The organism is Dethiosulfatarculus sandiegensis (assembly GCF_000931935.2).
GTDB lineage: Bacteria > Desulfobacterota > Desulfarculia > Desulfarculales > Desulfarculaceae > Dethiosulfatarculus > Dethiosulfatarculus sandiegensis.
Genome location: NZ_AZAC01000008.1, coordinates 40,881 through 52,907, shown reverse-complemented (window position 1 = coordinate 52,907; position 12,027 = coordinate 40,881). Strand labels below are relative to the sequence as shown.

The 12,027-nt window shown below is 51.6% G+C and carries 7 protein-coding genes; 5 read left to right on the top strand and 2 right to left on the bottom strand.

What is annotated here, in order from left to right:
* Positions 1-53 precede the first annotated feature (53 nt).
* The 3 genes from X474_RS05725 (at position 54) to X474_RS05715 (ending at position 5,172) form a co-directional block, all read left to right on the top strand.
* Entirely contained in the window at positions 54-425 is a 372-nt protein-coding gene (locus X474_RS05725; protein WP_044347412.1) for a response regulator, read from the top strand.
* A gap of 18 nt (positions 426-443) precedes the next feature.
* On the top strand, positions 444-3,269 hold the full coding sequence (locus X474_RS05720) for a molybdopterin-dependent oxidoreductase (protein WP_044347411.1): 2,826 nt from the start codon (positions 444-446) through the stop codon (positions 3,267-3,269).
* 349 nt (positions 3,270-3,618) lie between these two features.
* The gene (locus X474_RS05715) at positions 3,619-5,172 is read left to right on the top strand and encodes a hypothetical protein (protein WP_044347410.1); all 1,554 of its coding nucleotides are present in this window, start codon (positions 3,619-3,621) and stop codon (positions 5,170-5,172) included.
* 129 nt (positions 5,173-5,301) lie between these two features.
* Here the strand turns inward: X474_RS05715 and X474_RS05710 are convergent, their stop codons facing one another.
* Positions 5,302-5,805: a YqhA family protein gene (locus X474_RS05710; protein ID WP_044347409.1), complete on the bottom strand. Its 504-nt coding sequence runs from the start codon at positions 5,803-5,805 to the stop codon at positions 5,302-5,304.
* A 772-nt stretch (positions 5,806-6,577) separates the two neighbouring features.
* On the opposite strand from X474_RS05710, the gene X474_RS05705 reads away from it, so the two are divergent.
* Positions 6,578-7,135 (top strand): hypothetical protein, encoded by a 558-nt coding sequence (locus X474_RS05705; protein WP_044347408.1) that lies wholly within the window; start codon positions 6,578-6,580, stop codon positions 7,133-7,135.
* A gap of 153 nt (positions 7,136-7,288) precedes the next feature.
* Here X474_RS05705 and X474_RS05700 read toward each other — a convergent pair whose 3' ends face one another.
* The gene (locus X474_RS05700) at positions 7,289-10,297 is read right to left on the bottom strand and encodes a hypothetical protein (RefSeq protein WP_156360639.1); all 3,009 of its coding nucleotides are present in this window, start codon (positions 10,295-10,297) and stop codon (positions 7,289-7,291) included.
* Between the two features lie 878 nt (positions 10,298-11,175).
* Here X474_RS05700 and X474_RS05695 point away from each other — a divergent pair.
* Positions 11,176-11,955, top strand: coding sequence for a DUF169 domain-containing protein (locus X474_RS05695; protein ID WP_044347405.1), 780 nt, complete (start codon positions 11,176-11,178; stop codon positions 11,953-11,955).
* Positions 11,956-12,027: the final 72 nt, after the last annotated feature.

Here is a 12,027-nt window from a genome sequence, read left to right as displayed (position 1 = left end):
CGCCGCCTGCCAATGAATTCTCATCTTTTTCAGACCCAAAATGGAGAAAAACCATGGCCAAAATACTTGCATTTGATCCCGACCCGGAAGCCAGCTGGAAAACGGTGGAAGAGTTGGGTCATGAGGTTTTCAGCTTCACAGATCAGGGGGAGGCCCTTGACTTTGCGAGAGAAACCAAGGTTGACATCTCAATTCTGGCAGCTCCGGAAGGGGTTGACCTGATCAAGCACCTGAGAGAAATCTCCAGCAACTACAAGGTGGTTCTTTTATCTTCCGATCCAGACCTGGAACAGGTCAAACAGGGCATCAGGCACAGGGTCTGTTCCTTTCTGTTTAAGCCCATAATCATGAAGGAAATGGACAGTTGCCTGAAAAGGGCCCTTTTAAAGGGCAAAACCACCACCAAAGTAGCCTTGAACTTATAAGGGCAAGGAAGGACGATCATGACACAACATCAAACAGATCAGGACCGTTTTGTAATTGCCCGTTTTTTCGCCACCATGTATGCCGACGAGATAAGCCGGGAAATGTATGAGGCTCTGACGGGCAAAGAGTTTTTAAAAAGCCTCAAAGAAGCCGCGGAAAAAGTGCGAAACCGGCCAATGGCCAGAGGGCTTAAGGGTTTTTACGATTTTTTAAACCGGGCCGACGCCGAAACCCACTTTATCCTGAGGGCCGAGTATGCGGATATCTTTTTAAATGCAGGCCCCAACCCCATTGCGCCTTATGAATCCGTATGGGCGGACCGCGAGCCCATGACCCACCAGGAGCCGCTTTTCGAAACCAGGGAAATGCTTAGAAAAACGGGACTGCATAAAGACCCTGCCTATCCCCAGCCTGAAGACCACATTGCAGTGCAGTTCGACCTGTTGGCTGAACTTAACCGACGCAGCGCAGCCGGTGACAAGGACGCCAGCCAGGACAGGTATGATTTCGGTCGCAGCCGGGTGGCCTGGCGCACCGAGTTCTGCGCAGCCTTGGCCAGCGCGGATAAATCAGGCTTTTACAAGGCCCTGGCAGACCTTAATCTGGCCTGGCTCTATGTGGCCCACCTCGCCATGTTCCCGGCCGAGGACGTAGCGCCTCAGGTGCCGCATCTGGATATGAAGGCCCTTGCCCAGGCCCTGGACCTTCTGCCCCTTAAAACCGAATCCTTTTTACTGAAACCGGGGGTGGTGGATCCTGAACCCATGCGCGCTGTTCCAACCCATTGCTATTCCTGCGGGGCCCTATGTGGAATGACGGCCAAGGTTAAGGACGGAGTGCTTTTAAGCACCACGGGCCTGCAAGGAGACCCCAAGGGGGCCGGACGCCTTTGCCCCAAGGGAGCGGCCAACCCGGCGCATGTTTACTCCGCTTACCGCCTCAAGGAACCTTTGGTCAAGGAAAACGGGCGTTTTGTCAAGGCGACCTGGGACGAGGCCCTGGACAGGGTGATTAAGGGAATGAAGTCCATGGAATGGTCTGAGCTGGGCTATTTCCGGGGCAACGACTGGTGCAACTGGGTCCACGAAGCGCTTTTCGACCATCTGGGCTGCCCCAAGACCACCCACCGTCCCATGTGCGACAATGCCAACCGCATGTCCAATGAACACAACCTAAACGACAAACGCCCTTGGATTAACTACCAGGAAGCGGACTATATTATTCATTTCGGCATGAACGAACTGGCCACCTCCTATGGTCAGCGCAAGACAGCCGAGCTCAAGGCCGCCCTGCAAAGGGGGGCCAAGCTGGTGGTCTTTGATCCCAGACGCTGTGAAACAGCCGCCGCGGCCAGGGAATGGGTCCAGATCAAGCCCTCCACCGATGCGGCCGTGGCCCTGGCCATGTGCCAGGTGATAATCAAAAACGATCTCTATGACCATGACTTTGTCTCTGAATGGACCCACGGCTTTGAGGAGTTCAAAAAACGGCTAATGGGCGAGGAAGACGGAGTTGTGCGCGACCCTGCCTGGGCCGCAAAGCTGAGCGGAGTGCCCAAGGAAACCATAGAGCGCATAGCTCTTGAGTTTGCCAAGGCCAAACACAAAGGAGCCATCTCCTGGACCGGCCTGGCCCAGGTGCCGAACGGGATGTATGCCACGGCGGCGGTGCAAGCCTTAAACGGGCTCTGCGGCACCTTTGACGCGCCCGGCGGCCCTTCCCTGCCCTTTAAGCGTAAACTCAGCCCTGCCTGGGGCGAGGGCCAGGAAAAGCCGCCCAAGGGCAAAGCGCCGAAGTTGAATAATTTCGGCATGTGGGCAGGTTGGGCTCCGGCCTTTTTGCTGCAAAACGTGGAATCGGGCAAGCTGAAAGGCATGGTCTGCTATTACGGCGATCCTGTCCTCTCCTGGGGCAATGAGGAAGCCACCATCAAGGCCATTGAAAAAATGCGGTTCAAGGTCTGCATAGACGCCTTTATGTGCAACACGGCCTGCCTCTGCGATGTGGTTCTACCGGACGCCACCTGGCTTGAGCAGAGTCAGGTCAAGCCGGACTGGCTGTACGATGCTTTTGTGGGCTATTACGCCGAGGTGGTCAAGCCGCAATACAACTCAAAACCCATGTATGAGATCACCCTGGAGCTGGCCAAACGGCTGGGCCTGGGCAAGCATTTCCCCTGGAAAAACATTGAGGAGGCCTTTGCCAACCAGCTCAAGGGGATGCCGCTCACCTTGGAGCAATTAAAGAAAAACGGCTTTGTGATCACAGACGACGCAGAGTATTACAAATACCGCAAATGGGGCAGCCTGAATCCGCCCAAGGGTTACGGCTCTTCCGGGGAGACCAAAACCGGTAAATACAACTTCCTGAATCCCGTGGCCCAGGAAAAGGGAGTGGACCCCCTGCCGGATTATCACCCCGCCCCCACGGATCTGGCCCCGGATGCGGTTTACCCGTTCATCTATGTAAATTTCCGTGCTTTTCAGCATGAACACTCATCAACCTTCAACAACTACCGCCTGATGAAGGCGGTGTCGAAAAACCCCTTATGGGTGAACCACATGGATGCCCATGACCTGGGTATTACAGAAGGCCAGGTGGTGACAGTCAAGTCTCCCTGGGGGAGTGTGGAGATGGAGGTATTCCCCACCTGGGACATCATGAACGGCATGGTCGGCGCAGCCGGAGGCTTTGGCCACAATAGGGGACTGGAAGGAGATCCCAAGTTCCCAGATTTCAAGGGAGTCAACGGCCCGGCCATAGGAAAGCCCAACACAGCCGACGACATGGGCGGCACCACGCTTTTGAAATACATCAAGGTGAGGCTGGAAAAGGCGGCTTAAGAACAAAGGAAAGTTTAAACTGAAATTTTAGATGAGCCGGGGCATGATTCGCATCATGCCCCGGCTCATTTATATAGGCCACAGAAACTATACGAAAAGACTCTTCAGTTCCATGGCAATGTCACAATAATTCAAGATTTTAAACAATAATTGATATGGACAATCTTTCCTTATTTACAGATAACTTATAATTTTATTTAATATCTTGGTAATAAATTAGTATACAATTTATAGACAAAGCAAAGCCCACTCATCCAGATCAGATTTTGACTAATAATAACTTTTATCCCAAAAACCGGTTTCCCAGAATAAACAATAATCCCTGCCCTGCCAATTCAGGAGCGAGAATATGGATTTTTATATTCCAGTCCGCGGGCAAAAAAGAATTTTCCGGTCAATTGCTTGCCTTATCCTGGGTTCACTTCTCCTATTCGGTTGCACAACCAACTTACAGGTAGACCCAATCACTCCCCCGAACCATAAAAACGCTACCGGATTAGTCTATTATTTACCTTACACCAATTATGAAATCGTCATCACCCATGAACTTGAGAAATGTGACTGTCTGAAAAACGACGGACAGTATGTTCGAATCGATGAAAAGTATGTTCCCGACATTGGCTATAAAACAACAGCAGCGGTAAAAACTCTCTATTTTCAAGACTTGGAAAATGCCTATGTAATTGACTACACAAAACTCGGGGCGGAAAGCAAAACCAGCAGCATCTCGGTTGAGCTTTACGACAACGGGACCTTGAAGAGCATCAATGCCCAAGTGGACGACAAAACCCAGGAAATCGCCACCGGCATAGCCGAAAGCGTGGCCAAGATAGCAGGGGCGTTCATGGGGGTGCAGATTCCCAGCATACAAAAGGGAAAAAGGCTTTCCACGAAGGATGCTATCCAATTATGCAATTGGCAAACGCTGAATGCCTTAAAAGCTTACAAAAAGACTACCCAAACAATAAAAGACCTGAACAAAGCCATTGAGGGGCTTAAGGAAGAACTTTTAAAAGAAAAAGCCAAAGAAAAACCTGATCAAGCTAAAATAGACTTACTAAAAGGACAGATCAAAAAAGCCTCGGAAGAGCTGGGAACCCAACAAAAGATATTGGCCAAAATCACCCCCTTGTTGACTCATGCCAAGGTGTATCAGTTTTCTCCCGGGTTTGACGTTGAAAAACGCTCAAAATCTCTCTCAGGCCAGGATGCGCGGGACAAATGGTTAAACAAAGATACGCTAGAGAATTCTAAAATTGCAAAAAGCCTTAAGGGCATATTTGACACTGATACAGCCGTGTTGCTGCCTCCCAAGTCAAAAAAACCGCAAAAAGACCCTGCCAGCTCAACACCTCCAATCCAAGTAGAAAGTGCCATAAACCAAACAGACACCGGCAGCCCGACCGGGCTGGCCTACCGAACTCCCGTAAAGGGTGTTTTGCTGGTTTGCAACAGGACCAAATGCCTGAATAACGATGGAGAACTGGCGGCTCTTTTCAATGAGATAATACATGAAGAAGCCACCGGCATTTCCCAATTTGGCCAGGTTGCCTACCTGCCCCTTGAAAACACGCCTTTTTTGGACAACAACATAGCGGTTCAATTTGCCCGGGACGGAACCGTCACTCAATTCAAATACGGAGAAAACGCCTCTGCCGAAGAAATGGTCAAGCTGCTTCAGACCACAACCGACCTGGGGGTTGGGCTGTATTCAGCCAAGCAGGGGGTTAAAGCCCAAAAGGCCAAGCTTTCCGCGGAAACCAGCAAAGAACAGTTTCAGGAAGAACAGTGGAAAATCAAACTGGAGCTCCTGAAAAAATGCCGTCAGGCCCAGGACAGGGGCGAGCCTCTCTCGGACGAATGCAAAGCCCTGCTAAGTGGAGGCGGCGAGTCAGAAAATTAGACAACCAGGCGGCATTAGCTGAGAGCCGATAATCAAATTCCTGTTTGTTCCAGGTTACATGAACTGCAAAAACGCCCCGGCAAAAATTTTGCCGGGGCGTTTTTTAAGGCTTATTTACGGACGCATCTTTCACTTCAGCAATTTAAAGGCCCAGGCAAAGAGCACCATGCCCACTGGGATAGCCAATAGCTCCCAGGCTTCATCCAGGCTGGAAGAGGTTTTCAGTACGAACTCAAAAAAAGCGATCAAAAGAATCACCAGTATGATCTTGGCCAACACCTGCTTGAGGTCGTCTATGGTTCTGAAGGTGAGCCAGTCCGGTTTTGCCGGGCAGACAACGGCGGATACCTTGTACACGAAAAGATCAAAAACGCCAAAGGCAAAGATCATCAAGGCCAGGCCGATTAAAAAGGTGTCCGCCACTTTGATCAATTCCACAGCCGCCAAGGACACGCTGAAATCGACAAAAAAGCTATTCACAATCAGCCAGGTTTTTAAAACACCCAGGCCCAGCAGAAAGACAGCGCCGATCATGGAGCAGAAAACCGCTATCACAGCCACGTGCCTCAAACTGAACAGGCCTATGGCCAATTTGTCCATGAAGGTCTTTTCTTTTGAGCACTGGTCAGCCAAACAACCCCTCCCTAATGCCGCTTAATTGCTGAGCCCCAGTTTAACCCATTAACCTGGGGCAGGTATATGGTTTTTAACAACAAAAACCTCATAACGGATTCAAGGGCTCCCTTTGTCCGCTCAAGCGGGTTGGTTGTTATCCACCCAACTTCCTAAAACTTAAGCACCCGATTTTAAAAGATTAACAAAACCGCACCGTTTATAAAGCAGCAACATGCATGGTGCAACCCCTCTGCTCATACCGTTTTTACAGGACTTATCTATAGCCAGTTATTAAATCGATTAAGTAGCACATATTACAAGAAAACCTCGTAATACTAGACTTTTCTGCGCCCAAGCAGGCGCATTGACTGATTCATGATGAGTATCGGCAGGGTTTGCGAACCGCCGGAACCCCGAACAATTATTTGCTAACCATTCCTATCCTTGCAATAAAAGCGAGCGCAAAATAAGAAGGCTTTTTTTGCGGGGCCCGGCGATCCTGCTTTTGACGGCTGCCTGTTGGGCTCAGGCTGCGAAACCGTGACGCACTGTCAAATACGCTGAACCCTCGGCGCTTTACGACCGCCCGCTCAGCATAGAAGAAGTGTTGATCACCCGGGAAATCATCAAACCGGACGCTGCCTGTTACAGTTATAAATTCATTATTAACCGGCCCAGCCGTGACCACGGCAGAGGCATCGCCAGGTTGGGCCGGTTACAGGCCAGGCTCTATTAGTGGGCCGCCACCTTAACCAGCAGCAAACCCTATGCAGCCCTTTACAGCGACAAGGTGGTTTACCAACACACCCATGCCAATCCGCACAAGGTGGTGGTGCATCTGATGCAGGGGCTCAGGCCGGGCATTATCCCCTACCCCATGCTTGGCAACCACAAGCCTGCACGCCTTTGTAAAATTCAACCGCGGCCCTTATGTAACCTTTCTCAAGGAGCGGGCATAGCCGATATTGTTATCTCCCATTCAGTGAACGAGACAATCAACGGCACTATCCGCAGGATGGCCGCCAGGTGCGGTCAGATCATGGACCTGGTGGACGACAACCAATGCCCCGATGACATCATTGGACTTATTGTGAATGGCCGCAACCTGGGCAACACCCCGGCCGGGCACAAGCCTCATTTCAAGGTTTCGGGGTTATCGAGGGGACAACACCAGATAGCCATAATAGCCGTAAACTCAGGCGGTAAGCGCTGCAAATGCCGAATAGACGACATTGTCTCTTTTTCCGTAACGCTGGGAAAGGGTGTGAAATTCCAGAGCGGCGGCGCCCAAAAAACCGGCAGGATCAAAGCCGGAGCCAAGAAGAGCTACAAGGTCATCGTACAGTAGGATTCAGTTCAGGCAGCCACTGCCGTCTGCCCTGTGGTCTGAAATGCCTGCAAGCCTTAGATGGCCACTTGTTAAAAACGGCCTACCGGCAAAATCCTCCTGGATTTTGCCGGTAGGCCGAAAGTTCTCTTTAAAAGCCCCTTTGGCAGGCTGTCAACCCTCAGCAGCCACAACCTTATCCACCAGAACACTGGCATTGCCCTGGTATTTCACCCTGAAATCAACCTCACACAAAAAAGGCGTCTCAAATTCCAGGGTAAAGGGCAGATATTTATCCTCGGCCAGGTCGGAGGCCTTTATCTTCTTTTGGGCCAGCACCCTTTTCCCCATATCCGTGGCAACCTGCAAAAGAAGAACCTCAGCATCGGTTTGGGTTTTTTCCGCTAGGCGCAGATAAAAATCAGCCTTAAATTTCCCTTCTTCAAAAATAAAATAGGGACCATGGGAAACATAAAGAGGCGGGTGAAAATTATTTTTAGCCAATACGGCCTCTCCCTTGGAGGCCTTGGGATCACTCACCACCCAAGCGGTCTGGCGCAAAAGGTCCTCTGCCTCAACCTGGCGGGGCCCCTGTTTCTGATCGGCAAACCCCACATTAACCAGGTTGAAATCCAGGGCTGCCCGCCCCGTGTAAAAGACCCTGAACTCAAGGTCTGTCACAGACTTCAACTCAAAAGGCAAGATCACGTCCCCCCAGGTATCGGCCGGCAATTCGCCGGCCACCAAAGGCCTCTGGGCGATTATGGTCTGCCCCTTGTCCGTAACCACCTCCAGGCGGGCTATCTCCACCCCCGGAGAAGCGGGGCCTGCCTTTAATCTGAAACGGGCCGCATATTCGCCTCCGGGAAAGGCTCTGAAAGGACCAAAAGCCATGAAATCCGGTTTGTCCCTGCCCGGCCTGGCGCTGGTTATATTACCGCCGGCCCCCGGTTTGGGAATCAGCTTGCCTTCTTTGAACAACGGCCCTTCCCGCATCAAAAGGTTGTAACCCGAGGCATCGGGGTCCAGCACTCTCCGGCCCGTGTTCAAGGGCAGATTCCTGGCATACCAAACCGTGTTTACAGGGGAGGTAATGGAATCGGGATCTTTTCCGGGCAGAGGATCTTCTCTGACCCTGAACAAACTTATCACCCCGTCTTTTTCCAAGGGCTCCAGCCAGGGGGACGCAGCCAGGCGCTTTTCAGCCAGACGAGGGGGAAAAGCGGAGATCTTGCCTGAATATATAAGGGCGTCATCGTGAAAAGTGACCAGCCCGACCTTGAGCCTTTTAAGCAACTCCGCCCGTTGCTGCGTAATTTCGCCCAAGTCCGCACCAAACAAGGGCCAGAACACCTTTTCCACATATTCCTTGGCCACAACCGGCGAATAGCCGTTGACCATGGGTTTTTGGGTTCGGGTGACCGTATATTCATAGGCGGAAGACTGGTGGGAATCTCCGGGCCAAACGGGGAGTTCCAGAACCACCTTATTTTCGGGGAGTTCCTGGGAGATACGGGCGTAGACCTTGTTATCGGCATTAAAAAGGGCCAGTCCCACCGGCTTGGGCGAATAATACTCCAGCCCGATCAGGGCCAAAACCAGTATCGGCAACATCAGGGCCACCTTGGAACGGCCCTTGTGATCAAGCCAGGCCCGCAGCCCACTCAGGGAACCGGCGGCCAACAGGCCCAGAAACACAAAGGCGACCATAACATAGCGCCCCGGCACCCTGGGATACTTGAAAAAGGGGAAATAATTATACAAAAGCTTATACAGGGGGAAGCCAGTCAAATTGGGGCCCAGGCACAACACAGAGCCTAAAAAGGCCAAACTGCCTGCCAGGACCAGTTTACCCGGCTTTTTGGGCTTATTACTCAAAAGGGGAGCCAATCCGGCCAGGGCCAGCACAATAAGCACAAAACCAAGATAGACCAGGCGCTCGTTGTCCGGGTTTAAACGCTGAAACAAATCCCAGGAATTGGGTGCATAAAGAAGCACCTCGTGCAAAGAGCGTCCCTTGCCTGCAATGGAGGGCACGAATATGGAGGCCCGCACATGCATAAGATAAGAGGCAGCCACAGCAAGCCCGGCGCCAAAGCCGATAAGCGCCGGTAGAACAGCCTTTAAATCAAATCCGGTGGGCCGGGCGCGGTGGGCCAGGACAATCCGGACCAAAGAAGCGGTGAATCCAACACCCGTCACTCCCAGGAGAACAGGCCCCAGATAGGGAACATCCATGCCGTATTGCAAGGCATAAATAACCAAAGGCGAGAGGCAAAAAAACTGGCGGCCGATAAGGTTCCTGGCCCGGGCGAAATCCAGCCTGGAAAATCGGGCTATAAGGCAGGAGAGAATCATCCAAAAGAAAAACGCGGCCAATACCCAGGCTGTGAGGGGCTCCAGCATGCGAAACTGAAAAAAACTCCACCCAGCTTTTCGGCTCACTGCCATCCAGAAAAACAGGCCAAGGCTCAAGCCGCCTGCGATCACCCCTGCCAGGGCCGGGGCGAGGGGCAAATCAGGTTCCTGATCCCGGGCCGGTTTATTTTCCGGAGCATTTTCGCACAAAAGTATCCTGCCCGCTAAAAAGGCCCCCACAGTCAGAGTCATGAGGTAGGCCACATGTCCCTCCATTAGCGAAACCGCGGCCAGGCAGGCCCCACCGGCCAACCCACGCCACCAGGAGGACTTTTGCAGGGAGCGCTCCAAAAAGAAAAGGCACAGGGGCAGAAGAAATATCACAAAGGCGAACAAATGGCCTGAAACAACATGAGCCGACCTGAAAGGAGCCATGGCAAAGACAAGCCCTGCGATCAATGCGGTCAGGTTGTCCTTGGTCCAGGCCTTGGCCAGTAAAAAGGCGGCCAGTCCGCCCAGTATGTATGACAGCATAACCAGGCCGTTATAAGCTCCGGCCTGCCCGAGAAACAAAAGAACCCAATATAATATGGAGAAGGGGAAATTGGCGTAGCCAGCGCTCATGGGCCCGTCAAAGGCATTGAATTCATAAGGATTAGTGAGAAGCGCAGAGTCTCCCGTCAGGTTGTCTGAAAAAAGCCAGAACCAATAATAGGTCTGAAGATGATCGCCGGGCATCAAGGGAACCCGTTCATAATCCGGGATCGGTGTCTTGGCATAGGGGATGGCTGAAAAAAAATCAGGCGTCAGGGGCCAGGTTGCCACCCCCCCCGCCAACAGGCTCAAAATCATTGCGATTAAGGCAAAACGGCGCAAATGAACGCTCCATTTTCTAAGCTGAGGTAAAAAACAGGCCCCTTGAAAAGGCCCTTAAACCAGGGGAATGGGCCAAGACAGGACCCTTTGTGCACATCCTAACCGGTTTCCGGGTGGTCTTCAAGAGAACAGGATTTTTTAAGCTGAAAGGTTTGTTAAAAGCTTGACCCGGCCTCCGGCCGGATCAAGCGGTTCTTCATAAAAAACTCTCGAATGGAACCATTCAGCCAACCTGGTTTATAATAATTAGTTTGCGAGATCCAAGTATAAAAGATGATTTCGATCGGTTGCCGTCCTGAAAATCGCCATATCTAAGTAAATACATCGTTTAAGTTTCAATTAAAAAAAACTTTCAAGTTTATTTTTTCACAACTAGTTAATAATACGCACGAATCTTTTCACATACAAACCTACTATAACGCTCGTGTTTTTTAATTCCTGAAAAAATGAGGAAATTGATTTGACAAACACTATGTTGAATAGGTACACCAAGAAAGCCACCTGAAATGAGATAAACCACACACAAGTTTCCAGGTTTGTGCATTGTGGTACAAGATTGATAGTGCCTTTTTATGGGGCTTGTAGAGCTTGTGAAGCCTTTCATCAGGTTTTCTTGTCTCACAAGGCCCAAGCGGGACAGAAGCGCTAATTCCTCTGAAGGGCACCGGCAATGGGCAAGAAAACCTCGTAAGTTTTTATTGCAAGCCGCCCAATAATAGGAAAAGACGCCTTTGTTTATTACCACCAAAGCCGTTTTGTTTACGGCTTGCTCACCTGGGTAACGGTCGCCACTTGGGTGGGTGTTTTCAGCACTTAAGGAGTAACAAATGACCAACAAGGAAGCTGCGGATCAACTTATCTGGAATCTTCGCCTGGATTTTGACCCGGTGGGTATTCGGTTTGTCAAAGATGATGCCGACAGGGAAAAACTGCCTGTGACCCATCGCGCCAAGGCACGCATCACTTACTGCCAGTTCCTCGCCGCTGCCCGTCAGGGCGGTCACGCTCTGTTCATGGAACCTGAGAAGTGTGTCTGCGGCAACGCCCAGCCTGTCTTCGGCTTCCGCGAGTTGGATAAAGAAGGCGACACCAAGCGTCACATGAAATACCTGTGTGACGAAGAGCTGGCCTGGCAGGCTCCCCAGGAAAAAGCCCGTTTTGAAGTTGGCCTGGTGAAGGGCATCTACATTGCTCCCCTGGCCAAATTCGACGAAACCGACCTGCAACCCGACTTGGTCTTCATGATGGTCGTGCCCTACCAGGCCTACCACATCTTCAACGACTATATGGGCGGCAACAAGAGGGCCAACCTTCAGTTCTTCCACACCCCGAACTCCGCGGTCTGTGCCGGTAGTGTGTATGCCTACAAGAACAACACCGCCAACATGACCACCATGTGCGCCGGCTCCAAGACCTCCGGCAAGACCGAGATGGCCTATGTCAACGTCTTCCTGCCCTATGAGCAGTTCCAGAAGACCGTTGAGCAGCAGAAATGGCGCGTAGAGACCATGGGTGGACCTTCCGTGCTCGGCAAGGGCGGTCAGCAGTGGCCCGGCCTGGACGCCTGCAAAGGCTGCCCCCTGTTCAAGTTCGAGGAAGTGAAGTAACCCTTCCCCTTGTCCTGACAAAAAAGCCCGCGCCTTTAAAAAAGGCGCGGGCTTTTTTGTGCGAGGCCAAAT

Coding starts and splice junctions, on each gene's coding strand:
- X474_RS05725 (WP_044347412.1), top strand. CDS start 54: ATGGCCAAAATACTTGCATTTGATCCCGACCCGGAAGCCAGCTGGAAA.
- X474_RS05720 (WP_044347411.1), top strand. CDS start 444: ATGACACAACATCAAACAGATCAGGACCGTTTTGTAATTGCCCGTTTT.
- X474_RS05715 (WP_044347410.1), top strand. CDS start 3,619: ATGGATTTTTATATTCCAGTCCGCGGGCAAAAAAGAATTTTCCGGTCA.
- X474_RS05695 (WP_044347405.1), top strand. CDS start 11,176: ATGACCAACAAGGAAGCTGCGGATCAACTTATCTGGAATCTTCGCCTG.